22 protein-coding genes are annotated in these 23,554 nt (G+C 69.1%); 10 read left to right on the forward strand and 12 right to left on the reverse strand.

The window, feature by feature from the left end; all coding sequences use genetic code 11:
• Positions 1 to 32 precede the first annotated feature (32 nt).
• Together Q0C38_RS15245 and Q0C38_RS15250 are read left to right on the forward strand one after the other, a co-directional pair.
• On the forward strand, positions 33 to 1,052 hold the full coding sequence (locus Q0C38_RS15245; protein WP_291297964.1) for a glycosyltransferase family 2 protein: 1,020 nt from the start codon (positions 33 to 35) through the stop codon (positions 1,050 to 1,052).
• Positions 1,052 to 2,068, forward strand: coding sequence for a glycosyltransferase family 2 protein (locus Q0C38_RS15250; RefSeq protein WP_291297965.1), 1,017 nt, complete (start codon positions 1,052 to 1,054; stop codon positions 2,066 to 2,068). The genes Q0C38_RS15245 and Q0C38_RS15250 overlap by 1 nt, the downstream gene beginning before the upstream one ends.
• Positions 2,069 to 2,137: 69 nt before the next feature.
• Here the strand turns inward: Q0C38_RS15250 and Q0C38_RS15255 are convergent, their stop codons facing one another.
• From Q0C38_RS15255 to Q0C38_RS15265, 3 genes are all read right to left on the reverse strand, one after another.
• On the reverse strand, positions 2,138 to 2,734 hold the full coding sequence (locus Q0C38_RS15255) for a PEP-CTERM sorting domain-containing protein (RefSeq protein WP_291297966.1): 597 nt from the start codon (positions 2,732 to 2,734) through the stop codon (positions 2,138 to 2,140).
• 260 nt (positions 2,735 to 2,994) lie between these two features.
• Positions 2,995 to 3,789 carry a WecB/TagA/CpsF family glycosyltransferase gene (locus Q0C38_RS15260; RefSeq protein ID WP_291297967.1) on the reverse strand — a complete coding sequence of 265 codons (795 nt, stop codon included), beginning with the start codon at positions 3,787 to 3,789 and terminating at the stop codon, positions 2,995 to 2,997.
• 4 nt (positions 3,790 to 3,793) lie between these two features.
• Positions 3,794 to 5,143, reverse strand: coding sequence for an outer membrane beta-barrel protein (locus Q0C38_RS15265; RefSeq protein ID WP_291297968.1), 1,350 nt, complete (start codon positions 5,141 to 5,143; stop codon positions 3,794 to 3,796).
• A gap of 308 nt (positions 5,144 to 5,451) precedes the next feature.
• On the opposite strand from Q0C38_RS15265, the gene Q0C38_RS15270 reads away from it, so the two are divergent.
• Genes Q0C38_RS15270 through Q0C38_RS15290 form a run of 5 tightly spaced genes read left to right on the forward strand, consistent with a single transcriptional unit; the run spans position 5,452 to position 10,416 of the window.
• Positions 5,452 to 5,943: a hypothetical protein gene (locus Q0C38_RS15270; RefSeq protein WP_291297969.1), complete on the forward strand. Its 492-nt coding sequence runs from the start codon at positions 5,452 to 5,454 to the stop codon at positions 5,941 to 5,943.
• Between the two features lie 11 nt (positions 5,944 to 5,954).
• Positions 5,955 to 7,706, forward strand: a complete 1,752-nt coding sequence (locus Q0C38_RS15275) for a type I secretion system permease/ATPase (protein ID WP_291297970.1) — start codon at positions 5,955 to 5,957, stop codon at positions 7,704 to 7,706.
• Complete coding sequence (locus Q0C38_RS15280) at positions 7,703 to 9,115, forward strand: HlyD family type I secretion periplasmic adaptor subunit (protein WP_291297971.1); 1,413 nt, start codon at positions 7,703 to 7,705, stop codon at positions 9,113 to 9,115. The genes Q0C38_RS15275 and Q0C38_RS15280 overlap by 4 nt, the downstream gene beginning before the upstream one ends.
• Before the next feature lie 40 nt (positions 9,116 to 9,155).
• Positions 9,156 to 9,449, forward strand: a complete 294-nt coding sequence (locus Q0C38_RS15285; protein WP_291297972.1) for a hypothetical protein — start codon at positions 9,156 to 9,158, stop codon at positions 9,447 to 9,449.
• 52 nt (positions 9,450 to 9,501) lie between these two features.
• Entirely contained in the window at positions 9,502 to 10,416 is a 915-nt protein-coding gene (locus Q0C38_RS15290) for a glycosyltransferase family 2 protein (protein WP_291297973.1), read from the forward strand.
• Between the two features lie 186 nt (positions 10,417 to 10,602).
• Here Q0C38_RS15290 and Q0C38_RS15295 read toward each other — a convergent pair whose 3' ends face one another.
• Genes Q0C38_RS15295 through Q0C38_RS15310 form a run of 4 tightly spaced genes read right to left on the reverse strand, consistent with a single transcriptional unit; the run spans position 10,603 to position 14,789 of the window.
• Entirely contained in the window at positions 10,603 to 12,069 is a 1,467-nt protein-coding gene (locus Q0C38_RS15295) for an oligosaccharide flippase family protein (RefSeq protein ID WP_291297974.1), read from the reverse strand.
• Positions 12,070 to 12,085: 16 nt separating this feature from the next.
• Positions 12,086 to 13,015, reverse strand: a complete 930-nt coding sequence (locus tag Q0C38_RS15300) for a polysaccharide pyruvyl transferase family protein (RefSeq protein ID WP_291297975.1) — start codon at positions 13,013 to 13,015, stop codon at positions 12,086 to 12,088.
• Positions 13,015 to 13,794 (reverse strand): glycosyltransferase, encoded by a 780-nt coding sequence (locus Q0C38_RS15305; RefSeq protein ID WP_291297976.1) that lies wholly within the window; start codon positions 13,792 to 13,794, stop codon positions 13,015 to 13,017. The genes Q0C38_RS15300 and Q0C38_RS15305 overlap by 1 nt, the downstream gene beginning before the upstream one ends.
• On the reverse strand, positions 13,791 to 14,789 hold the full coding sequence (locus Q0C38_RS15310; RefSeq protein WP_291297977.1) for a glycosyltransferase family 2 protein: 999 nt from the start codon (positions 14,787 to 14,789) through the stop codon (positions 13,791 to 13,793). The genes Q0C38_RS15305 and Q0C38_RS15310 overlap by 4 nt, the downstream gene beginning before the upstream one ends.
• Before the next feature lie 328 nt (positions 14,790 to 15,117).
• On the opposite strand from Q0C38_RS15310, the gene Q0C38_RS15315 reads away from it, so the two are divergent.
• A complete protein-coding gene (locus Q0C38_RS15315) occupies positions 15,118 to 16,041 on the forward strand; it encodes a glycosyltransferase family 2 protein (protein ID WP_291297978.1) in 924 nt (307 codons plus the stop codon).
• A gap of 9 nt (positions 16,042 to 16,050) precedes the next feature.
• Here the strand turns inward: Q0C38_RS15315 and Q0C38_RS15320 are convergent, their stop codons facing one another.
• Genes Q0C38_RS15320 through Q0C38_RS15330 form a run of 3 tightly spaced genes read right to left on the reverse strand, consistent with a single transcriptional unit; the run spans position 16,051 to position 19,637 of the window.
• Positions 16,051 to 17,568, reverse strand: coding sequence for an oligosaccharide flippase family protein (locus Q0C38_RS15320; RefSeq protein ID WP_291297979.1), 1,518 nt, complete (start codon positions 17,566 to 17,568; stop codon positions 16,051 to 16,053).
• A complete protein-coding gene (locus Q0C38_RS15325) occupies positions 17,558 to 18,604 on the reverse strand; it encodes a polysaccharide pyruvyl transferase family protein (protein ID WP_291297980.1) in 1,047 nt (348 codons plus the stop codon). Before Q0C38_RS15325 ends, Q0C38_RS15320 begins: the two co-directional genes overlap by 11 nt.
• A gap of 46 nt (positions 18,605 to 18,650) precedes the next feature.
• Positions 18,651 to 19,637 carry a glycosyltransferase gene (locus Q0C38_RS15330; protein ID WP_291297981.1) on the reverse strand — a complete coding sequence of 329 codons (987 nt, stop codon included), beginning with the start codon at positions 19,635 to 19,637 and terminating at the stop codon, positions 18,651 to 18,653.
• 155 nt (positions 19,638 to 19,792) lie between these two features.
• Here Q0C38_RS15330 and Q0C38_RS15335 point away from each other — a divergent pair, with 155 nt between their 5' ends.
• Together Q0C38_RS15335 and Q0C38_RS15340 are read left to right on the forward strand one after the other, a co-directional pair.
• On the forward strand, positions 19,793 to 20,704 hold the full coding sequence (locus tag Q0C38_RS15335) for a glycosyltransferase family 32 protein (RefSeq protein ID WP_291297982.1): 912 nt from the start codon (positions 19,793 to 19,795) through the stop codon (positions 20,702 to 20,704).
• A 65-nt stretch (positions 20,705 to 20,769) separates the two neighbouring features.
• The gene (locus Q0C38_RS15340) at positions 20,770 to 21,201 is read left to right on the forward strand and encodes a hypothetical protein (RefSeq protein WP_291297983.1); all 432 of its coding nucleotides are present in this window, start codon (positions 20,770 to 20,772) and stop codon (positions 21,199 to 21,201) included.
• On the opposite strand, the gene Q0C38_RS15345 is transcribed toward Q0C38_RS15340, so the two are convergent.
• Positions 21,183 to 22,568 (reverse strand): hypothetical protein, encoded by a 1,386-nt coding sequence (locus tag Q0C38_RS15345; protein ID WP_291297984.1) that lies wholly within the window; start codon positions 22,566 to 22,568, stop codon positions 21,183 to 21,185. The genes Q0C38_RS15340 and Q0C38_RS15345 overlap by 19 nt on opposite strands.
• On the reverse strand, positions 22,561 to 23,547 hold the full coding sequence (galE, locus tag Q0C38_RS15350) for a UDP-glucose 4-epimerase GalE (RefSeq protein ID WP_291297985.1): 987 nt from the start codon (positions 23,545 to 23,547) through the stop codon (positions 22,561 to 22,563). The genes Q0C38_RS15345 and galE overlap by 8 nt, the downstream gene beginning before the upstream one ends.
• Positions 23,548 to 23,554: the final 7 nt, after the last annotated feature.

A 23,554-nucleotide genomic window follows, 5' to 3' on the forward strand; every position in this document is an offset into this window, starting at 1 on the left:
GCAAGACCGGAAAGAGGCCGGAACGAGGAAAGATGCTCCAGCACACGCCGCATGACGACGCCACGGATGGCGGCCACGGCACACCGGCGGCGGCGGGGCTCTCCGTTGCCGTGCTCGTGCCCTGCTACAACGAGGAAATCGCGATTCCGAAGGTGGTCGCCGATTTCCGCGCCGCATTGCCGGAAGCGACGATCTACGTCTACGACAACAACAGTCGCGACGGCACCGTCGCCGCCGCGCGCGCGGCCGGCGCCATCGTCCGCACCGAGATGCTGCAGGGCAAGGGCAACGTGGTGCGGCGGATGTTCGCCGACATCGAGGCCGACATCTACGTGCTGGTCGACGGTGACGACACCTACGAGGCGGGCGCTGCCCCGGCGATGGTGCGCCAGCTGGTCGATCAGCAGCTCGACATGGTCAACGGGGCGCGCGTGACCGAGATCGAGGCCGCATACCGGCGTGGCCACAAGTTCGGCAACGCGATGCTGACCGGCATCGTCGCCTGGATCTTTGGCAACCGCGTCTCCGACATGCTGTCGGGCTACCGGGTATTCTCGCGGCGCTTCGTCAAGAGCTTCCCTGCCCTAGCCGCTGGCTTCGAGACGGAAACGGAGTTCACCGTCCACGCGCTCGAGCTCAAGATGCCGGTGGGCGAGGTGCGCACCAGCTACAAGGACCGCCCGGCAGGCTCAACATCAAAGCTCCGTACCTACTCCGACGGCTTCCGCATCCTGCGGACCATCCTGGTCCTGGTGAAGGAGGAGCGGCCGCTGCAGTTCTTCTCGCTGGCCGGCGGGATGCTGATGCTCGCGGGGCTTGCGATCTTCTTTCCCGTTCTGGTCGAATATCTCCGCACCGGGCTGGTGCCGCGGCTGCCCACGGCGATCCTCTCCACCGGCCTCGTGCTGCTCTCCTTCCTCGCCTTCGCCTGCGGGCTGATCCTCGATACGGTCACGCGCGGGCGGAAGGAGGCCAAGCGCATCGCCTATCTCTCGGTTCCCGCCCCCGGTGCATCGAGGATGGGTGCCAAGGGGCCGGACACGGGGCGCTGATGCCGCCGTCGCCCGGCCAGGGCGCGGCAAGGACCGGCCCTGCGGTCGATGCCGATATCGTCATCCTCTCCCTCGACAGGATCGAGGACACGCTGGCCGCGATCACAAGCGCACTCGACCAAGTCGGCATCACCCGCCATGTGTGGGTGGCCGACCAGGGCTCGAAGCCGGAGAACCTCGCGCGGCTGACGGCGTTCTGCGCGGGCCGCGAGGGGCTGACCCTGCTCGCCTTCCCCGACAACCGCGGCGTGGCGGGCGGGCGCAACCGCGCCATTGCGCCCGGGCGCGGGCGGCACGTCTTCGCGCTCGACAACGACGCCGAGTTCGATGGCAATGACCTTGTCGCGCGTGCCGTCGCCGCACTCGACGCAGAGCCCTCGCTCGCCGCCATCGCCTTCCGCATCCTCCGGTTCGGCGACCGCGAGGACGATCTCTCCTCCTGGGGCTATCCGCCGGCGCTGCTGCCGCGGGCCGGTGACACCTTCGATGCCTGCACCTTCGTCGGTGCAGGCCACGCGATCCGCCGTTCCGCGTTCGAAGCGGTCGGCGGCTACGATGATGCGCTGCACTTCACCTGGGAGGAGTTCGACCTCTCGCTCCGCTTCATCGCCGCCGGCATGACGGTGCGCTATCGCGGCGACATGCGCATCCTGCACAAAGTGAGCCCCGAGCGGCGTTTCGACTGGGGCGGAACGCGCTGGTTCTATCATGTGCGCAACCGCCTCTACATCGAGGCCAAGACCGGCACGGGTGCGGCCCGGCTGGCACTCCGCTGGCTCGCCTACGTGGTGAAGGGGGCGGTGAACGGCGCTGGCCGCCAGGCGCTGCGGGCGCTGCCGGAGGCGCGCAGGATGCTGCGCCAGTTCCGGAACGACGCCGAGGCCGTCGCGCGCTACCGGCTCGATGATGCCGCACGCGCCTATCTCGCGCGGAACGATGCCGCCCATCGCGGCACCCTGGCCGACAGGCTGAGGCGCGAGGTGTTCGCCGCCCTGCCCGGCCGGACGAAGCGGTGATGCCGTGAACGGGGCGGCCCCTTCTCCTGGAACCGCCCCACCACGCCGCAAGCCGACCGGTCCGTGCGCTCAGGCGCGACGGCGACGGGCGAAGGCAAAGCCAAGCAGCCCGGCGCCGAGAAGCGCGAGCGACGCGGGCTCAGGCACGTTGGTCACCCCGATCGGCGCGAACGCGAAGATCAGGTCGTTGTAATCATAGTCGCCACTCCGACGATCCTCGAAGGCCACGTACAGCAGCGGGCCCGCGCTGAGCGTCGCGTTGCCCGCGATCGCTGCCGCTGCGGCGGCCGGGAGCGCGCCGACGCCGAAATCCTCGAAGTTCATCGAGTAGCGGGCGTAATAGACGTCCTGACCATCGATCTGGACGCTGTCGGCAATCCCCGTGCGGAACGAGTACTGCATCGTCAGGTTATCCAGCTGGAACGTGATCGGCGCAGGAAAAGGTCCGACATTGCCCACGGTCGCCACTGTGCCGATCGGGGTCGTCTGGTTGTCGAAGATCACGCCAACGACGTCGACCGCAAGCAACTGGCTGTCATCGTCCGCTTCCTTGAACGCGAAGACGACGGTCAGCGGACCGCCGGCAAGAAGCACGCCCGGGTTGGTCGTGATCGGCGCGGCGGTTGCCGCGCCGCCGATGCCGAGCGCGAGCGTTGCGCCGAGCACCGACCTGGAAAGAAGTTGCATCAGGGTTCTCCCAAATTGCCCATGCCCCGATGGTGGTACCGGAGCAATAGAGGTAAGTGCAATTTGTATGCCGAACCCATATCAGTTTGAAAATAAACAACAAAAATTATATTCAAAGAAACACAGTTCTATATTGTAATTAAAATCAACATCCGCATGCTTACTCAAGAAACATGGTCCAAGAGTCTTTTATTCAGAGGATATTTACCCACAATCAGGCATTACATATTCCGCCACGCCTAATGTTTGTCGGCCCGCCGCTTCCAGGCATCCGCTGCAAGGAGCCGCAGGATCGGCAGGTCATCGACCAGGTAGCGCTTCGCCAGCCGGCCCGGGTCCGAGGCGAGACGATGCAGCCACTCGATGCCCGCACGCTGCATCCAGCCCGGCGCGCGCGCCTGCGCACCGGTCAGGAAGTCGAGCGAGGCCCCGATGCAGAGGCCGATGCCCGTCGCATCGCCGGCCGCGAGAACGGCATGGGCGAGCTTCTCCTGCCGCGGACTGCCGACGGCGAGGAAGACGAACCGCGCCCGCGCCGCGCGCACCACCTCGATCGCGGCTGCAAAGGCTGCCGGGTCACGGTCGAACCCCATCGGCGGATTGTGATGGACGATGTTTGTCAGGCCATGCCGTTCGGCAAGCATCGCCACTGCCTCCGCGCTGCTGCCGATCACCGCAATCCTGTCCGAAGGCCTGAGAACGGAGGCGAAGAGTGCCGCCGTCAGGTCGCTGCCGGTGACGACGGGCGGCGGCGCGAGGCCAAGCGCGCGGCCGAGCTTCGCGACAACGCGACTGTCGAGCAGCGTGAGCCCCGCATCCGCGTAAAGTGGGCCTAGCGCCGGGGATTTCGACAGCCGCACAAGATGGTCGGCGTTCGGCGTCACGACATAGGCGAAGGGCGCATCGGCCGGGCGCGCGGCGAGCGTGGCGAGCACCTCCGGCAAGCCCAGGCCGGCGAAGCGGAGGCCGAGCAGCGGCACAGCTTCTGCGTCAGGCGCGAGGGGGAAGGCCGGGGAGAGCGGAAACCCGCTCACGAGATCAGAGCGCTGCCGTCAGGCGAAGCGCGATCACGTTGCGGCTTGGATCGCCGCCGTTCTCGTTCAGCGTATCCTGGCGCAGGTAGAAGCCGCCGACGCGGAAATTGCGGTCGAGCAGAACGTTGAATCCGATCGTTTCCTCGAGGAACAGCGCCGTCCCGCGCGTGCCCTGGAACTCGTCGTAGCGAAGGGTGACGCCGGCATTGACCAGGACGTTGCGGAACAGCTCGTACGTCCCGGTCAGGTTCAGGCGGTTCGAGAAGAACCCGTTGTCGATGTTCCGGACCCCGGGAACGGACACGAGCTGCTGGCCGATGTTGCGCGAGGCATTGGCGGTGATCGCCAGCAGCGCGGTCGGCGCCCACGTCACGCGGATCGCACCCGAAGGCCCGCTGAGCGAGGCGATGCGGTCCTCGTCGTACTGCTGGTAGATGTAGCCGAGGTCGATCTCGTAGCGCCAAACTCCGTCGAAATCATAGTTGAACCCGACGAAGCCATTGATCGACTGCGACGAGAGATCGAGGAAACCGGTCGGCACCGACGTGTAGTCGAACCGCGCGACCCTGACGCCGGCGAGCACCGTCCGGTATGGGCCGAGGACGTAGCCGACCGTCCCGGTCGCGCCATAGATGTTCACGTCGTTGAACTGGCCGCTGCCGCGCACCGTGACGCCGTTGAACGCATAGGCGTCGTAGTCGACCGTGCGGTAGAAGCCGCGCAGGCCCAGCCGGTAGCGGGCCAGTTGCTGCGTCACGCCCACGCCGCCGCCGGTCGTGCGGAACTGGATCGGCTCATCGCTCGGCACCGCGTCGCTGTCGGTCCGGATGACGTGGGAGACGTTGGTGAAGACGTCGCCGGCCAGGCGCGTGTCGGGCGTGACGTCGTAGGCGCCGTTCAGCCCGCCCTCGACGTTGGTGTAGGACTGGTCCCTGAGGCTGTAGTACTGGAGCCGCTGCACGCCGGCGAAGCCCCCCACGGCATGGCGCGACCAGTTGCTCGAGAAGCTGCCATCGGCACGCGCGAGGGTGACGTTGTCGCCCTTCTTGTTGTTGGCCGTGTAGAAGACGTTGTCGTTGTAGCCCTGGTCGAGCGTCGCGCGGCCCCGGACGGTGAAGGCGCCGATGCGAAGGCCGAGCGGGTCGTATTCCGGGCGCTCACGGTTCAGCACGGTGATGCCCCGGAACTCGTCCTCGGGCCGCCCCTGGGCTGCAACCTCGCCAGCCCCGACCAGGACAATCAGGCAGCACGGGGCCAGCACGGATGTGCGGAGCCGCCACGCCGGTGAATGCACCAGCGCGCACGCAGCCGAGCGCAGGGCCTTCTGCGCAACCGAGATGATGACCGTCCCCACGTTGCGCGCCAGCGTCTTTGTCCTGCGAATCCAAGGTTCTTATGGGAGGTAGCATGATCGGCGCGGGTTCGGCTATGCCCCGATTGCATCGCCTTCCGCAAGGGTTCCGCGCACGCCCGCCCTGCGGTATGGTAACCAGCGACGGCGGCGAGACCTCGGAACACACGTCCGGTGCGTGCGGTCCGTCACAGTTTCTTCAGGGCTTTTTGCGCATATCGTCGCGTGCGGCGCCGTGCGGGCCGTGCCACAAGGCGGGCGCGGCCACGAGGTGAGCGGCCCCCGGGCCACCAGGACGGGCGAGGAGCCGAATGCAGGTCCATGACGTGAACGAGCGGACAGCCCCCGGCACCGCCGACATCCCTGCCGCCGCTGCGTCCGGCCCCGCGTCCGCTCCCGCGCTGCCGGTGCGCGCCTTCCTGTCCGGCAGGGCCGACGACCTCGTGGTCGATCTTCTCGCCTATGCCCTCTATGCCCGTGACCGCGAGGCGCGCGGGCCGGTTGCCGCCGCCGGGGCCGCCGACGAGGACCCCGTGCTACGCTTCCGCCGCGAGGCGACGGCTGACGTCACAAACTTCACCTATCGCTTCTTCCACAACCAGGTCGAGGAGATCCGCCTCGCCGCGGTGCGCGAGCAGCTCGGCAACCTGCCGCGCCCGCCCGGATTCCTCCGCCTTGTTGTCGCATCCGCCGTCGCCGTCGCCGGCGTCGGCGCGGCGGCGCTGTGGGCCACGGGCCATGGCGGCATGCTCGCCGAGATGGTCGCGCGGGCCTCCGCCGCCGTCCGCGGCTTCGGCGTCTGAGCCGCAGCGTCATGGCCCAGGGGATGGATGCTCAGCCGCTGAACCTCCTGCAGCAGGCGGTGCGCGCCTGCCGGGCGCAGTTCGTCGTGGTCGGCGTGTTCTCGCTGTTCGTGAACCTGCTGATGCTGACCACCAGCATCTACATGATGCAGGTGTTCGACCGTGTGCTCGCCACCCGCTCGACCGACACGCTGCTGTTCCTGACGCTCATCGCCATCGGGGCTACGCTGCTGATGGCGCTGCTTGAATTCGCCCGCGGCCAGGTACTCGCCCGCTGTGCTGCCTGGATCGAGCAGACCGTCGCCCCCGAGGCGTTCACGCGCGCGATCGAGGCGCAGCTGCGAAACCGCCCCTACCGGATGGAGGCGATGCGCGACCTCGCGGTCTGCCGCGGCTTCCTCCAGAGCCCGGGGATGACCGCGCTCTACGACGTTCCCTGGGTGCCGATCTATCTCGGCTTCATCTTCCTGCTGCACCCGGCGCTCGGCTGGATCGCGACGGGCGGTGCCGTGCTGCTGTTCCTGCTCACCCTCGCCAATGAGTGGACCACCTCGTCGCTGCTGAAGAAGGCCAACGTCGCTGCGATGGCGAACCAGCGGCGGAGCGAGAGCGTGGTGCGCAACGCCGAGGTGATCGACAGCATGGGCATGCTGCCCAACGTGCTGCGGCGCTGGCAGGACGGCGTGACGCGCATGCTGCCCGCCCAGCAATCGGCCGCCGACCGTGCCGGCGTGATCATGGGGCTGACGAAGTTCTTCCGCCTCACGGTGCAGATTGCCGTCCTCGGCGTCGGCGCGCTGCTCGTGCTCGAGAACCTGATGACGGCAGGTGCCATGATCGCTGGCTCGATCATCATGGGTCGCGCGCTCGCCCCGGTCGAGCAGATGATCGGCGCGTGGAAGCAGCTCGTCTCGGCGCGGCAGTCGTACCGCCGCCTCTCGGCCCACCTCACCGTGCCGCGCATCCGCCCGGGCGGCATGCCGCTGCCCGAGCCGACCGGCCGGCTCTCGCTCGAGCGCGTGACCTACGCCTTCCCAGGCACGAACGTGCCGATCATCAAGGGTGTTGGCTTCGCGCTCGACCCTGGGGAAAGCTGCGCGATCATCGGCCCCTCGGCTGCCGGCAAGACGACGCTGATCCGCCTCGTCATCGGCGTGCTCGAGCCGAACGCGGGCACGGTGCGGCTCGACGGGGCCAACGTTTTCCAGTGGCTGCGCGAGGATTTCGGCCGCCATGTCGGCTACCTGCCGCAGGATGTGGAGCTGTTCGACGGCACCGTCGTCGAGAACATCGCGCGGATGGGCGTGCCCGACCCCGAGAGCGTGTTCGCCGCCGCCAAGCTCGCCGGCTGCCACGAGATGATCCTGAAGCTGCCCAAGGGCTACGAGACCGAGATCGGCGAGAGTGGAACCTTCGTCTCGGGCGGGCAGCGGCAGATGATCGGCCTTGCCCGCGCGCTCTACGGCCAGCCGAAGCTCGTCGTTCTCGACGAGCCCAACTCCAACCTCGACGGTGACGGCGAGCAGGCGCTGCTGCGTGCGCTCGAACAGGTCAAGACCGTTGGCACCACCGTGGTGCTCGTTTCGCACCGCCCGGCGCTGGTGCAGGGCGTCGACAAGGTCGTGGTGCTGCGCGACGGGATGGTCGAGATGTTCGGGCCGCGCCAGGAGGTGCTCAAGAAGCTGCTCCAGCCCGCGCGCCCGACGGAGGTGGCAGGCCCCGGCACGCCACCGCGGCTCGATGACCGAAGGGCAGCACCATGAGCACGGAGTTGCAGGACCTCGGCTCCCGCGGGAGCCTCGTTCCAGCCGGCGGGCGGGCTCTCGCCCCGGCGGGCTTCGGCGCGCCGCTCTCGCTCCCCAAGCCCCCTGCCCCGGCGGCACCGCCGCGGCCGCCGACGCGCTTCGCCACCTGGTTCGGCCTCCTTTCCCTCATCATCTTCGTCGGCGGCTTCGGCGCCTGGTCGGTGTTCGCGCCGCTGTCCGAGGCTGCCGCCGGCCCTGGCGTGATCAAGGCAGAGGGCAACCGCCGCACCATCCAGCACCTCGAGGGCGGCATCGTGCGCGAGATCATGGTGCGCGATGGCGACAGGGTGAAATCGGGCGACGTGATCATGCGGCTCGACGATGTCGCCGCCGGCGCGCAGCTCCAGGCGCTCGATGCACAGCGGCTGTTCCTGCTCGCCCAGGATGCACGGTTGTCGGCCGAGCTCGCCAACGCCCCCACCGTCTCCTGGCCTGCCGCGATCCTCGCACGCCAGAACGACCCCCGCGTGGCGGATGCGATCTCGGGCCAGACGGCGCTGTTCATCGCGCGCCGTACCGCGTTCGAGAGCAACCAGCAGGTGCTCAGCGCCCGCATCGACCAGCTGCGCGCCTCGACCGAGAGCGCACGCTCGCAGCTCGCCTCGCAGGAGCGTCAGATGGCGCTGATCCGCGAGGAGATGCGCGGCGTCGCCGAGCTCCTCCGCCTCGGCCTCGAGCGGCGACCGCGCCTGCTCGCGCTGCAACGCGCCGAGGCATCGCTCGTCGGCAACCGCGACGATATCGTCGGCCAGATCCAGCGCAACGAGGCCTCGATCGCCGAGAACGAGGCACAGATGCGCGCGCAGGATGACATGCGCCGCTCCGAGTACAGCAAGGAGCAGCGCGAGGTGCGCGACCGCCTCGCCGAGGTCGAGGAGCGCTGGAACCAGGCGCGTGACGTGGCCTCCCGCCGCGACATCGTCTCTCCCGTCGATGGCAGCGTGCTGAACCTCCGCTTCTTCACCATCGGCGGCGTGGTGCGGCCAGGCGACCCGGTGCTCGACATCGTGCCGAGCAACGACCGCCTGATCGCCGAGGTGCAGATCTCGCCGACCGACATCGACGTCGTGCACCCGGGGCTTCTCGCCGAGGTGCGGCTGCCTGCCTTCAAGCAGCGGCTCGTTCCGTTCCTGCACGGCAAGGTGACGTTCGTCTCAGCGGATGCGGTGTTCGACGAGCGCACGCGCACCACGCACTACCGCGCCAATGTCGCGATCGACGATGACCAGCTCTCCCGCCTCCAGGGTGTCGCACTTCAGCCTGGCATGCCTGTCGAGGTCATGGTGCTGATCGGCGAGCGCACCTTCTGGCAGTACCTCACCCAGCCACTGCGCGACAGTTTCGCCCGCGCCTTCCGCGAGCAGTAGCCCCCTCATCCACCATCCGCATCCAACAGGAGTTTCTGCGATGACCGAGCGTGTCCCCGTGCTGTTCTGCGACGGCATCATCGAGGCGAACGTGCTGAACGGCGTGGTGCGCATCACGCTGGGCCAGGCCGCCAGCGACGGCAAGCCGGCCCCCTGCGGCCAGATCGTGCTGCCGCTGACGCAGCTTCCCGGCACGGCGAACGCGATGGTCGCCCTCGTCAAGCAGATCCAGGACAAGATGAAGGAAGCGGCCGAGAAGCAGCAGGGTGCCGCCGCCCCCGCCAGCCCCGCACAGCCCGCTGCGGAGATGCCGAGCGCCTTCAAGTTCTCCTGATCGGTGCCTGGCTGAACCGATGCACGACCAGCGGCCGGGGGAGGTGCGAACCGTGCCCCCCCTCTCCGTCATCCTCTGCACGCATGACCGGCCGGGCTATCTCGAAGCCTGCCTCGCCGGGCTCGCGGGACAGGATTGCGCGGCCGGAACGTTCGAGGCCATCGTCGTCGACAGCGCCTCGCCCGAGCCAGGCGCCTCGCGCATCGCGGCCCTTGCCGCGGCCGCCGGTGCACGGCTGGTGCGCTGTTCCGAGCCCGGATTGAGCCTGGCGCGGAACGAAGGGCTCGCTGTCGCCGCCGCCCCCTGGGTCGCCTATCTCGACGACGATGCCGTGCCCGAGCCTGCCTGGGCCTCCACGCTGGTGTCCGCCATCGCCCGCGCGCCGGCTGGAACAGGCTGCATCGGCGGGCGCATCCTGCCGCACTGGGAGGCGCCGCTGCCGCCCTGGTGGCCGGAGGATGCGGTGGGAACGCTCACCGTCATCGAGCATGAGGGCGCGGGCCTCGTGGGGGACGGGTCGTTGCCGGCGGGGGTCGAGCCCTACGGCGCGAACATGGCGTTCGAGGCGGCCGGCCTGCGCGGCATCGGCGGCTTCCCACTCGATCTGGGCCGGGTGGGCGAGAAGCTGATCTCGGGCGAGGAGGCGTTCGTGATCCGCCGGCTGATCGCTGCCGGCCGCGCCGTCATCTACGACGGCGCCATCACGGTGCACCACAGCATCCAGGCGAAGCGGCTGACGCGCGAGTGGCTGTACGCCCGCCTCTACTGGCAGGGCGTGTCGGAGGCGATCCTGGCACGGCGCCTCGGCCAGGGCGGGGCGATGTGGTGGAAGGCGGCGCGCATGGCGGCGAAGGCGGCCCGGTCGTTGCCCGTCTACCTTCGCGGCGCCGATGATCCGGGTGCCATCCGCCGCCGCGGCTGGATGCTCTACGCCACCGGATACGTCCGGGGCGCCTTCGCCCGCTAGAGACCGCCCGAGAACGCTACTGCCGTGGCCGCCTGGCGGCTGCTTTCTGCGCTTCCGGTGCTCACGGCCATCAAGGCCGCTGCGCGCCGGTTCTCGAAACCGTTGCCATCCGCCTCACGGCAGCGCGTTCTCGGGCGGTCTCTGCCACTGCGTGTCAGGGCGACAGCGTGTCAGGGCGACAGCGCATCAGGCGGGCGCGCCGCGTGCCGCGGGCGACACGTTCCGCCAGACGAACAGTACAAGCTCCTTCAGTCGCGACCAGGCGAGCAGCGCGAGCACCAGCGCCGCAACGGCACCGGACGCAGCGCCGAGTGCGGCGAGCGTGAGCACCGGGTGCATCGGCGGCAGAAACGGTGCCACCAGCCAGTGGCCGCCAGCGAAGCCGGAGGCCGATGCCGCGGCCGGTGCGATGAGCTGCATGAGCGGCGACGTGGTGCGTTGGTCAGCCGCGCGGCCGAGCAGCCAGGCGTTGGCGATCAGCTGCACCGCCGCGCGCCCGATCGAGGCCCAGACATAGGCGAACACGCCGAACGGCGAGGCGGCGAGCGCGACGGCGACCGTGATCACCACCTCGAACAGCTTCAGCCTGAACACATCACCCGTCCGCCCGATGCCGACGAGGGCGGGCCACGTCACGGTCGAGACGACGACGAGCGGTGCCGCGAGCGACAGGATCTGGAACAGCGAGGCGGAGACGTCCCATCCCGGGCCGAAGGCGAGGCGCGTCAGCGGCCCCGCGACGACGGCGGCAACAGCGAACATCGGCAGCACCGGCAGGGCCAGCGCATCGATCACCCGCCGCAGCATGTCGCGCAGACGCTCGCGGTTGTCCGACATGGCCGAGAAGACCGGAATGAACACGCGCATCACGGGCGAGATGACGAGCTGCACCATGAGCTCGCTCAGGCGCTGCGCGATCCTGAGCTGGCCCACCGCCTCGACACCGAGGTTGCGGCCGATCGCCGTCATCGTCACCACGCCAGGCAGCGCGATCAGCGCCTGCGATCCCATCAGCGGCAGCGCGAACCGCACCGCCTCGCGGAACTCAGAATGGTCGAACGCAAGGATCGGCCAGTAGCGCGTCACCACCATCGTGCCGAGCGCGTAGAAGCCGACGCCCGCGACACGCTGGAGCGCAAGCGCCCAAAGACCGTAGCCGGTGAAAGCGAGCGTGAGTGCGACGGCCCCGCCGACCAGCGTCGACAGCACCGACAGCAGCGTGATCGGGCGGTAGCGCATCTCGCGCGCGAGCAGCCCGGCCGGAACCGTCACGAAGACGTTCAGCATCAGGCTGGCCGACAGGATGAGCAGCAGCGGCTGAAGCAACGGTTCCTCAAGGAACCAGGCAAGCAGCGGCCCGAGTGCGGCGAGCAGCAGCATCACCGGCAGCGAGATCAGCGCATGCGTCCAGAACAGCGTCGCGGTCACGCGCGGGTCGAGCGACCGTCGCTGCATCACACGCTCGCCGAGCCCTGACGTCGCGACCGCGTTGGCGAGATCGACGAACTGCGCGCAGAGCGCGACCAGCCCGACCTCGCGCGCCTCGACGTAACGCACGACCAAGGCGAACACGAGGAAGCCGATGATGCGGTCGCCGAACGCGGCGCCGATCGACAGCAGCGTGCCCTCGGTCGCCTTCCGGCCGAGGCTCACGATGCGGCGCCGCGCGTCACCGGAACTGCGCCTTCCACGCGGCGATCTCCGCCTCCGGCAGGCGAAGCACGGTGGGCGCCGGCGTCTCGATCCACCTACGGATGCCCGCAGGATCGTCGAGCCGCGCCGAGGGCAGCCCGGTATGGGCAGCGATGTCGCGCGCGCGGTTGTCGACCTGGAGGATGAGCGAGCGCTTGCCCGTCTGCAGCGCGCGGATGCCGCCATGCAGGCGGGAGCCGATGTAGTCGACCTCGTTCTCGGCAAGGAAGCGCGTGAATGCCGCCGTGGTTGCGCGGATACGCGGCAGGTGGCCGAAGCCGATGCGCTCGAGATGGGGGATGTCGTCCTCCATCTGCGGATAGAACCACACCTTCCGATAGCTTTCCGTGACAAGGCGAAGGAACGCCGCATCCTCTGCCGGCCGGTTGCGATAGGCCGTGACGGTGACGACCGCCTCGGGCGCGCGGGTGACGGGGATGCGCGCGGTGGCGGCGGCGTCCAGCGCCCAGAGCGTTGGGCAGGATGCGTTCACCACCCTGAGGCCGAGCGTCGCGAGATTGTCCACCGCCGGCTTGTCACGCACCGCATGCAGCGCAGTGCGGTGGAACGCGCGGCGCATGATCTTCGTGTTCTCGCGGTTCAATTGCGTGACGTCGTTCTGCCACCCCGCCCCGAAGATCACGAGGTTGTCGATGAACATGGAGTCGGCGAGTGTCAGCCGCCACTGCGCCCAATCGGGCGGCAGCAGGTTCGAGCCGGCGACGAAGGTCATGTCGGCCGCACGCAGCACCTTGTGGCTGCGGTCGCTCAGCGCCTCGTGGCTGGCGATGCGGTGGATGAAGGCGGCTGGGAACAGGTCGAGCAGCGCCGCCTCGACAGCTTGGTAGATCACCTCGTCGCCGAGGTTGTCGGTCGCGAGCGAGGGATCGATGACCGCAAGCCGCATCAGCCGCCTCCCGCCGCGGCGCGCCGCGCAAGGCTGAACCTGGCGCGCTGGAGCAGCATGCCGAGGCGCGGCAGCCGATTGGCGAAGCGCAGCCGCCACAGGTCGGCCGATGTCAGGGCGCGCGGCTGCTTCTCTTTCCAGCTCGCCTCCCAGTGATGCACCGCGTAGGTCTCCGGCGTGATGCAGGAAGGGTCATAGGTGCCGTCCCACGGGTAGGGATAGAACCAAGGGGTCGGGAACAGGGTCAGCTCGGGATGGCGCTGCAAGGTGTCGCACATCGGCGCCGCGGCGAGTTTCTCGAACAGCACCATGTAGGTGATCAGCCCTGGCCCCGTGAAAGAGTGGTAGTTCCATGTCGGCACCATTGCGTTCTCGAGATAATCGAGGATGAGGGAGATCAGCCTGTGGCCCGGCGGCGCGCCGATCACCGCGCCGTTCACCCAGTCGAGGCTGATCTCCTTCGTCTGGATGCCGAGGAATGCAGGCTCTGCCAGCAGCGGGTCCAGCGGCTTGACCAGCTCGATGTCGGTGTCGAGATAGACGCCGCCATGGCGCAGCAGCGCCTGCATGCGCACGATGTCCGACACCACGTTGAACTTCCGCGCCACATAGGCCTTGCACAGCAGTGTGGAGGAGAAGTCGATCGTGCTGTCGTTCCACGCCATGAACGTCCAGTCCGGGTGCAGCGCCTTCCAGCCCGCGACGAAGCGCGCATGCGCCGGCGGGATCGGCCGCGGGCCGCACCAGACATAGTGGATGATCTTCGGGATCGTCATCATCGCGCCGTCTCCGCGGGAAGGAGGCCGAGTGCGGCCGGCGCGGCACGCACGTAGCCCCAGGAATACGCAAGGCCGCAGCGGCGGCCGATGAAGCGCGGCGTCGTTCCGGGAACGAGCGCGAGCGGGCTGTGCGTCAACGCCTTCCACGCATGTGGCAGGACGACGCGCAACACGGTGCCGCGCCCGGAGAACGCACGGTCCATCAGCGCATCGGTCGCCCCCTGCCCGCTCATCCGCCGGAGCAGCCAGGCCGGCTGCATGCGCGGCGCCTGGATCGTGTGCGCGGCACGCATCCTGTCATCGTACCAGACGACGTGGCCACGCTCCTCCAGCAGCCGCGCGGCGTAGGCCTCCTCGCCCGACAGGAGGCTCGTTCCCTTGCGGGAGGGCCAATCCGGGAAGCCGCCCGCGGCGACGAGGGGGGCCACGGCGAAGGCGAGGTTCGCCGCGATCGCCCAGACCGGGCCAGGAAGGGGGTCATATCCGATGCGCCCGCGCCCCGCCACCGGCTGAATGGAAAGCATGCCCATCATCGAGGGCGGCCACCAGGCGGGCAGCGGAACCTCGTACTCGGGGTCGATCCGCCCGGCGATCGCGGCGGTGCCCGGGGGCGCATCGCGGTACGCGGCGGCGAAGCCGGCGAGCCAGCCTGGTTCCGGAACCGCATCATCGTCGAGGAAGGCGATCCAGTCCTTCCGCGCCTCTGCGAGGGCAGTATTGCGCGCGTGGCTGATGCCCTCCGTCGCGCAGGTGACGCAGCGGGCATCGGGAAACGGCGCGATGAGCTCGTTGAGCCGCGCAGCGGAGGCGCCGGTGACGTCGTTGTCGACCACGACGAGGCGCCAGGGCGGGCTTTCCGGCAGTTGTGCGGCAAGCGCATCAAGGCAGCGGGCGACGTAGTGGAGCCGCGCGCGCGTGCAGACCGCGACCGTGACGGACGGATCCGCACCACCGGTCGTCCCGTTGCCGGCGCGGCTCGTTCCTTGGTCGGTCATCGGTCCTCTGTCACGCGCTCTCTCACCACGGCCTCTGGGCGCTCCACCTTCGATCGCACGGGGAGCGTGGACCGGCGTTGGAACTCTTCGCGCCGGACCGGCGCTGGAACTCTTCGCGCAAGTTCGTTATGGGAGAAACTCGGTGAAGGAAGGGTTCGGATGACCCCGCGCGTCCTATACTGTTTTTCTGGGCTGACGCCAGATGTCGGCGGAAGGCCTTGCTTCCCGGCAGCGTCGCGCTCCCTGGCGCGACCATGGCCTTCGTTGTGCAGCGCCTGATCGCCGCGGGGCACCGCGTGCGCTACCTCGGGGCAGGACGGTGAGCGGCATGGCGGAACGGATCTCGATGCTGGTCTGCACGCGCAACCGCGCCGACGCGCTCGCGACGATGCTCGCACGCCTGCCGGTGGCGCTGCTCGTGCGCGAGGGGGCCGAGCTCGTCATCGTCGACAACGGCTCGAGCGATGCGACACCTGCCGTGCTCGCCGCCTTCGCCGCGGGGCCCGGCGCGCCGCTCGCCCCCGTCCTGGTGCGCGAAGACCGAAAGGGGCTTTCCAATGCGCGCAACGCGGCGATTCGAGCCGCGCACGGCACGCTGTTCTGCTTCATCGATGACGATTGCTATCTCGGCGAGGGGTATTTCGATGTCGCGCGGCGCATTTTTGCCGACCCTGGCGTCGGCTATGCCGGGGGACGGATCATCGCGCATGATCCGCGCGGCCGCGGGGTGGGCGAGATGCTGCACGACACGGTGCACTTGCAGCCGCCGCGCTCGCCGGTCTGGCTCGGCATGTTCCAGGGCGCGAGCTTCATCGTGCGCCGACGCGTGTTCGAGACGATCGGGCTGTTCGACCCTGCCCTCGGCGCGGGCGCACCGTTCCGCTGCGAGGACATCGAATTCGCCGCCCGCGCCTCCTTCGAGGGCTTCGCCGGCCGCCACGACCCCGACCTGATCGTCTATCACGACCATGGGCGCCATGAGCCGGGCGCGATCGAGGAGATCACGCGGGAGAACGCTCTCGGCTCCGGCTCCTATTATGCGCTCTGCATGCTGCGCGAGGCGCGGCGCGGCTCACTGGCCACGCTGCGGATGTGGTATCGCGAGGCACGCGAAGCGGGCGAGCGACGGGCGCTGCGCTGGCAGATCCGCGGGGCGCTGGCCTTCGTCGCGGCCGCTGCATCTGGCAGGCTCAAGCCGTACCGCGCCGGAACGCGCTGGAACGAGAAGCTTCCGCCGCTGCCGGGCACCTGATCGGCCGCCTCACGGGGCGGCGGTTGCGCTACCGCGATCGCGGCGCAGCATGCCGAGCAGCATCCTCAGCACCTCTCGCATGCGCCGGAACGCAAGCACGCCCTGCACCGCGAGGAACACGAGGCCGCCTGCGGCGAACGCAAGCAGCACGGCAACGGGAAGCGCGCCGCGCATCGCGCCGAGCAACGGCAGCACGAGGCTGATCACCTGGTCGGCGACGAGCCCGCCCGCGACCGCGGCGACGACAGGGGCGACGAGGACGGAGAGAAGCTGCGGCGCGCTGACCCCGAAGGCAAGGCGCAGCGCGAAGAACGGCAGCGGTGACAGCAGGATGCTGCGCCCGATCGCGGTGTAGAGCACCTCGAACAGGCCGAACTGGGCCGCGACCGGAACGGTCGCCAGCATCGCGATCAGACCGATGAGGTTGAAGGTGAAGACGAGTTGCGTTCGCCCCGCTGCCGTCAGCGCCGGGCTGACGAATGCCCCGAGTGGCATGGTAATGGCCGCCAGCGCCATCAGGGTGAAGACCGAGCCTGCCCTCGCCCATTCCGCGCCGAACAGCAGCGTCATCACCTCGGGCGCCGTGCCGGCGATGATCGCGTAGCTCGCATAGGTCACGCAGGCGACGACCGTGAGGATGTTGAGGAAGGCGCGTCGCGCACGCTCCCTGTCATCCCGGAGGATCGAGAACACCGAGAGGAAGACGCGGGTGATCGGACCGAGCGAGAACTGCCACACGACGTCGGCAAGCCTCGCGGCGACACGGTAGTAGGCCACCGCCTCGACCGGCAGGAAGGCACCGATCAGCACCGCCGATGCGTGGGTGTTGATAGACTGCGTCAGTGCCGAGGCGAGAAGCGGCGTCGAGAAGCGCAGAACATCGCGGGCGATCACCCGGTCGAACACCGGCTCGGGCCGCCAGCGGGCCCGCCAGAACACCAGGGCGGCGAACACCACGGTCGCGACCATGCGCTGCACGACCAGCGCCCAGAACGGCTCTCCGGCAACCGCGACCGCGATGCCGGCCGAGGCGCTGATGAAGGAACAGGCGAGCGAGCAGAGCGAGAGCTCACGGAACCTGAGCTGGCGGGATAGGATCGAGGACGGAACGATCGCCAACGCCTGCGGCAGAAGCACGATCGCGAGCGCGTGGAGAAGCGGCACGATCCGCTGTTCCCCGAGAATGCCCGCGATCGTTCCCGCACCGAGCGAGAGGCACGCGACGAGGATGAGCGTGATGCCCATCTGCACCCAGAACGCGGTGCTCAGTACGCGCCGGTCGGGCGCGTGGTGCTGGATTATACGCTCGCCGACCCCGGCGAAGGCGAGCACGGCGACCATGTCGATCGCGCTCGCCGCCAGCATCACCACGCCGGCAAGCTCGACCGTCAGCAGCCTGACGACGACGGCGAAAGCGATGAAGCCGAAAACGCGGTCAAGGATCTGGCCGGCGAGGTTCCACGCGACGCCGCCGACGGCGGCGCGCCCGATCCCCCCCTTCGGCGTCCGTGGCGCCTCAGCCTGCATCGGCTACGCTGGCGGCGGCCGGCGATCCGACCAGCGATGGCGCCGCGCGGGTGATCGTCGGCACGTCCGGCATCCAGGCATCGACGTAGCGCGAGAGCTTGCCGTAGCTGTTGTCGACGAAGGACACCGTCCGCCCGAGCAGGCAGGCGAGCAGCATGGCGTGCAGCCGGTCGGTGTGGACCTCGTGATGCGGCGAGAACAGGCGCACCGCCTTCCTGATCAGGAGGTGCCCGTCGAGGGCCACCGCCGTCGATGGCGCCGGCAGGGGCATGAAGGGCAGCCGCCTGCGCCACCGCTCGAGCCGCCATTCCTGGCGCCTGAGAAAGACGCGGCGGCGTTCGTCGCGCGCGTCGAGGAAGGTCAGCCAATCGGTCGAGGCAGCATTCTTGCTGGCGATGGTCGATTCCCGGTCGCGGCGGAGCAGCCGCAGCGGCTCGGTCCGCGTCGCCGCGCAGGAGGGCTTCAGGCGAGCCCAGAGTGCGTGCGCCATGTCGGGCACGGAGATGACGCGGTCGGAAAAATGCGCGCGCGCCAGGTCCTCGCTCGGCTTGTCGCGCACGCAGATCGTGATGTTGCAGTGGGAGCGGAACTCGGCGGCGCTGGCTGCGAGGTCGGCGCCATCGTTGAACTGGATGCTCTGGGGAAACACGACGATCGCGCGCTCGGGGAATGCGCGGACGATGGTCTCGCGGAAGCGCTGGTACCGCGGCCAGATCGTTCCGAAATTGCCCCCGCCATGCAGGGCGATGACCGTCTGCGGCCTGAGGGCCGCACGCAGCTCGTCCTCGCGATACGAATCGACCGTGCAGCGATAGCGAACCTTCACGCGATTGCGGCGAAGGAAGCGCTCGGTGCCGGCGTGGATCAGCCGGTCGCCGACGTTCTCGTGATCGGGGATGTCGAGATAGACGATGTCGCGCGCCGCCCCGAGCGCGGGCAGCACCGCGTCAAGCGCCGCGGAGAGCCGTGCCATGGCAGCGCCGAGCGTGGCCAGGCGATCGGCGGACAAGCCGGCACGCTCACCATGGGCGATCATGCTGAACACTCCTTCACGGTCGGACGACACCACGGCGCCTGGGGTTTCAACGGACCGACCCGCGGGAGTCGAGCGCAAGCGCCGACGGGGTGCCGCGCACATATCCCCAGGAATAGGCAAGGCCACAGCGGCGGCCGATGAAACGGGGCGTCGTACCCGGGACGAGCGCGAGCGGTGCGTGAACCAGCGCCTTCAGGGCATGCGGCAGCGCACGGCCGACCACCGCCACGCGGCCATCGAAGGCGCGATCGGTCAGCGCATCGGTCGCCCCCTGGCCGCTGAGGCGCCGCAGCAGCCACGCGGGCGACATCCGGGGCGCTTGTATCGTGTGGCTTGCCCGCATCCTGTCGTCGTACCAGACCGCATGGCCGCGCGCCTCGAGTTGTCGCGACACATACGCCTCCTCGCCCGACAGCAGCGTATCCCCGACGCGGCCGATCCAAGGCGGGAATCCGCCGATCGCACGCAGAGGTTCCATTGCGAAGGCGACATTCGCGCCGATGGGCCATACGGGATCGGGGAACGGATCGATGCCGATCAGCCCACGGCCGGCAACGGGCTGGACCGACAGGATCCCCATCCATGATTTCCGCCACCATGGCGGCAGCGGCGCCTCGTAGTCGGGATCGATCCGCCCGGTGATCACAGCGGTGTTCGGCGGTGCGGCCGCGAGAGCGTCGGCAAAGCCCTTGAGCCATGTCTGCTCGGGGACTGAATCGTCATCGAGGAAGGCGATCCACGCTCCCCCGGCCGCCGCGATCGCGGCGTTTCGCGCATGGCTGAGGCCGGGTTCCGCGCAGGCGACGTAGACCGCGTCGGGAAACGGGGCGATCAGTTCCTTCAGCCGCGCAGCAGACGCGCCGGTGACGTCGTTGTCGACCACGAGCAGCCGCCAGGGCGGGCTCGCGGGAACCTGCGCAGCGAGCGCGCGGATGCAGCGTTCGACGTAATGGAGTCGTGCGCGGGTGCAGATCGCGACCGTCACGGCCACCGAACGCGCGCTGCCGGCGCCGTGCGTCACGTCCTCTGCCATCGGTCCTCTGGCATCTGGTCGACTCCAGTGTGGCCCTCTCGCATCGTCACTCTGCTCGCGACTGCATCCGCTTCCACGCCACAAACCGGTGGTCCGATGCTGGCACTCTCGTCGCAGGTTCGTTATTGGGGGGCTTCGGTGAAGGAAGGGTTCGGATGATCCCGCGCGTCCTATACTATGTTTTCGGGTTGACGCCAGATTTCGGCGGAAAGCCCTTCGGCATGCTGCACTATGCCTGCATCGCGAGCGCGCTCGCGCATATCAGGCCCGAGCGTTGCGTCGTTGCCTATGCGTATGAGCCGGACACGCCCTGGTGGAATCGCCTCAAGCCTCGGATCGACGCGCAACGAATCGCCGTGCCCGACAGCGTGTTCGACATTCCCGTCGCGCACTACGCCCATCGCGCGGATGTATGGCGCATGCAGACGCTGGTCGAGCATGGCGGCATCTACCTCGACGCCGATGTGCTGGTGACGCGGCCGTTCGACGAGCTGTTAGGTCACGACACCGTGATGGGCCTGCAGCAGGACGGGTACGGCGAGGGCCTGTGCAACGCCGTCATCCTCGCAGCACCTCGCGCCCCCTTCATGACGCGCTGGTATGACACCTACCGCCACTTCCGCTCGAAGGGCCGCGACGAGTTCTGGGACGAGCATTCGGTGCGCATCCCGCGCCGCCTGGCCGCCGAGAATCCCGGCGAACTCACCGTGCTGCCCACCTCGGCATTCTTCACGCCGGGCCCATCGGACGCCGACATCGACCGCCTCTTCGCCTCCCCCCGCCCGCTCAACGTATCGGGAGCCTATGCGCATCACCTCTGGGAAAGCGTTGCCTGGCGGCCCTTCCTCGACGGCCTCACCTTGGCCGAGGTGCGGCGTCGCGACACCGCCTATCACCACCTGATCCGCCCCTACCTCGCCGACCTGCCGGATGATTTCGATGCTACGACGACAGAGGCGAAGGGCGAGGGAACGCGGCGCGCGCGCGGACGTGCGCAACCGGTGCTGAAGCTGCTCGACGCGACCGTGCCGAACATGGCCTGGCGGCTCCGGCAGAAGTTGCGCTAAGGGCGCGCCTGCCCCTGCATGGGGTCGTTGACGCCACGCTAACGGCGGCGCGCGAGGCTGGCGTCATGCACCCCCCCGCGCCGTTCGCCGAAACCGATCCGCTGTTCGTCGCACGCTTCCGCGCGCGCATCCCGCCCGATGTGGCGGCGAGCTTCACGCCAGAGCAGCTTGCCGCGATCCACACCGCCTTCGCACTCCGCACGCTGCCGCGCCACAGCCTCGACCTCCGCCGCTCGCTCCCGACACCGTGGGGGCGGATGTATCTCGCCATCATCGCCGGGCGCGAGAAGCGCGGGCAGGCACGCCGCCAGGCCGAGCGCGCACGCCGCCGCGCCGGCGCCGTCGGCGACTTCGCCCTGCTCGGCGCCCTCTCGTGCCTCGTCGTCGTGATCGGTGCGGGCGGGCTCTATCTCGCGAAGATGGCGCTCGGGATCGACCTCGTTCCCGGCGTCGACATGCTGCCCGACAAGGCCATGCTTCAGGCTCTGCTGGACTGATCCGCAGTCTGTCCGTGGGGCCGCGCGAGCAGCAGTGCGAGCGTTGCCGCGGGCAACAGCCAGGCAAGCCGCGCGGTATAGCGGTCATGCACCGCCGAGAGCCCGCCGGCGAGGATCGCGTTGCCGAGGATCGCGGCGAGTATCGCTGCGACCAGCAGCGTTCCCGCCCGCTCGCCACGCCACCACGATAGCCCGGCTGCCACCAGAACGGCCGGCAGCGACAGCAGCACGACGATGCGGTGCACCTCCCGCATCGGCGCGAGGAGGTGAAGGTCCCCCGTCGCCTGGCGAGCTGAGCGGAACGCGGCGAGATCACCCGTGAGGAACTCGGCGATCACGGGCTCAGGTCCCGGCGTGCTGAGCCACGGGCCAAAATCGGTGCCGACACCCGTCCGGAACTGCCGGAGCTGCGCCAGCGTGTTCTCCGTCATCCGCGTGAGCTGCCACAGCCCGTGGCGACGGAACGTCTCGGCAACGATCTCGCCTGCCTCCGGGGCCGTCTGCCGCGGGTGGCCGAGGCGATAGAACGGGCTGTCGGGCTGCCAGAGGAAATGGTCCGACGACGGGTAGCGCATCGACGCGGGCGGCAGATCGGCAAGATAGGCGCAGAGGCGCCACGCTTTCTCGGGGCACGCCTCGACCAGCGTCGCGGCCCCGGGCCCATCATAGATCACGCGCGCGAGCAGGAAGTTCGCCCCGAACGGCGAGAGCGAGAAGCGCCCGTGGCCAGCGAGGTTGGCGAGCATCATCCCGAGCATCGCGGCGATCAGCGGGGCGAGCAGCAGCGCCGTGCCGCGTGCGCCCAGCCGCGGACCGAGGCCGAACACCCAGCGCCCCACGAGCAGAACGATGACCAGGCCCGCCGCGAGCGGCACATGCGACTGGTGCACGACGATCGCCACGGTGCCGAGAGCAACAAGCCACAGTCGTTCCACCATCGACAGCCGTTCCGGCACCGCGCCGAGCAGCCAGAGCACGAGCACGACGGCCCCCGTGAAGATGTCGGGGATCATCCACGCCGCGAACCACGGCGCCGCCGTGCCGACGCAGAGAACAGCGATCACCACCGCGTAGCGCAGCAGCCCGCCGGCGCCGAGCGTGCGCAGCACGAGCCAGACGAGATGGGCGATCACCGCTGCCTGCACCACAGGCACCGCCCAGAGCGTGATGCCCCAGTGCAGCGCGAGCAGCAGGAAGGAGTAGAAGACCGGCCTGTCCCAGCCGAGATAGCGTTGCAGGGCCTGGCCGAGATAGGTGCCGGTGTCGGCAAACACGAGCGGATAGCCGTTGTAGAACGCGACCCAGGCGAGCGCGAAGGAGGCAGCGGCGATGCTCGCGGCTGCCGTCGCGCGACCCTGCTCAGCCATAGCCGTTCGGGTTCGCTTTCCGCCAGGCCCAGGCATGCGAGACGATCGTCTCGAGCCTTTCGAAGCGCGGCTGCCAGCCGAGCTCCCGGCGGATGCGTGCGCTCGCGGCGACCAGCACGGCGGGGTCGCCGGCGCGCCGCGGGCCGATCGTGTGCGGAACCTTCATCCCCGTGACAGCCTCTGCCGCGGCGATCACCTCGCGGACCGAGTGCCCCTGCCCGATACCGAGATTGTAGCGGACGGATCGGGTACGCAACGGCTCGAGCACCGCAAGATGCGCGGTGGCGAGATCGGCGACATGGATGTAGTCGCGGATACAGGTGCCATCTGCCGTCGGGTAGTCGTCGCCGAACACGGTCAGGGCTGGGCGGCGGCCGGCGGCTGCATCGAGCACGAGCGGGATCAGGTGCGTCTCCGGCCTGTGGTCCTCGCCCGCGGAGCCGTCGTGGTCGGCGCCGGCGGCGTTGAAGTAGCGCAGGCACGCACCGCGCAACCCGTGGATCTGGTCGGCCCAGTAGAGGATGCGCTCGAGCATCGCCTTGCTCTCGCCGTACGGGGAGCCGGGGATGACGGCCTCGTCCTCGTCGATCGGGATGCGCGCCGGTTCGGCGAAGAGATTGGCGGTGGAGGAGACGACGATGCGCGTCACGCCGTTCGTCACGCAGGCCTGCACCAGTGCGGCGGCACCGGCGACGTTCTCGGCGATGTAGCGCACCGGCTCGCGCATCGATTCGCCGACGAGGGTGAGCGAGGCGAAGTGGAACACCGCGTCGAACGGGCCCTGGGAGAATGCGCGGGCCAGCGCGTCCGGGTCGGCGACGGAGCCGCGCACGAACTGCGCCCCCTTCGGCACGGCGCGCTCATGGCCGGTGGTGAGATCGTCGAGGATGGTCACGTTGGCCCCGCCCCGCAGCAGCGCGAGAACGAGGTGGCTGCCGACGAAGCCGGCGCCGCCGGTCACCAGGTAACGGCCTGTCATGGGCAGT

The organism is Elioraea sp., assembly GCF_022842375.1.
Taxonomy (GTDB): domain Bacteria; phylum Pseudomonadota; class Alphaproteobacteria; order Acetobacterales; family Acetobacteraceae; genus Elioraea_A.

Coding starts and splice junctions, on each gene's coding strand:
- Q0C38_RS15275 (WP_291297970.1), top strand. CDS start 5,955: ATGGCCCAGGGGATGGATGCTCAGCCGCTGAACCTCCTGCAGCAGGCG.
- Q0C38_RS15325 (WP_291297980.1), bottom strand. CDS start 18,604: ATGATCGCCCATGGTGAGCGTGCCGGCTTGTCCGCCGATCGCCTGGCC.
- Q0C38_RS15250 (WP_291297965.1), top strand. CDS start 1,052: ATGCCGCCGTCGCCCGGCCAGGGCGCGGCAAGGACCGGCCCTGCGGTC.
- Q0C38_RS15345 (WP_291297984.1), bottom strand. CDS start 22,568: ATGGCTGAGCAGGGTCGCGCGACGGCAGCCGCGAGCATCGCCGCTGCC.
- Q0C38_RS15330 (WP_291297981.1), bottom strand. CDS start 19,637: ATGGCAGAGGACGTGACGCACGGCGCCGGCAGCGCGCGTTCGGTGGCC.
- Q0C38_RS15340 (WP_291297983.1), top strand. CDS start 20,770: ATGCACCCCCCCGCGCCGTTCGCCGAAACCGATCCGCTGTTCGTCGCA.
- galE (WP_291297985.1), bottom strand. CDS start 23,547: ATGACAGGCCGTTACCTGGTGACCGGCGGCGCCGGCTTCGTCGGCAGC.
- Q0C38_RS15300 (WP_291297975.1), bottom strand. CDS start 13,015: ATGCGGCTTGCGGTCATCGATCCCTCGCTCGCGACCGACAACCTCGGC.
- Q0C38_RS15335 (WP_291297982.1), top strand. CDS start 19,793: ATGATCCCGCGCGTCCTATACTATGTTTTCGGGTTGACGCCAGATTTC.
- Q0C38_RS15285 (WP_291297972.1), top strand. CDS start 9,156: ATGACCGAGCGTGTCCCCGTGCTGTTCTGCGACGGCATCATCGAGGCG.
- Q0C38_RS15310 (WP_291297977.1), bottom strand. CDS start 14,789: ATGACCGACCAAGGAACGAGCCGCGCCGGCAACGGGACGACCGGTGGT.
- Q0C38_RS15315 (WP_291297978.1), top strand. CDS start 15,118: ATGGCGGAACGGATCTCGATGCTGGTCTGCACGCGCAACCGCGCCGAC.
- Q0C38_RS15320 (WP_291297979.1), bottom strand. CDS start 17,568: ATGCAGGCTGAGGCGCCACGGACGCCGAAGGGGGGGATCGGGCGCGCC.
- Q0C38_RS15270 (WP_291297969.1), top strand. CDS start 5,452: ATGCAGGTCCATGACGTGAACGAGCGGACAGCCCCCGGCACCGCCGAC.
- Q0C38_RS15280 (WP_291297971.1), top strand. CDS start 7,703: ATGAGCACGGAGTTGCAGGACCTCGGCTCCCGCGGGAGCCTCGTTCCA.
- Q0C38_RS15305 (WP_291297976.1), bottom strand. CDS start 13,794: ATGATGACGATCCCGAAGATCATCCACTATGTCTGGTGCGGCCCGCGG.
- Q0C38_RS15245 (WP_291297964.1), top strand. CDS start 33: ATGCTCCAGCACACGCCGCATGACGACGCCACGGATGGCGGCCACGGC.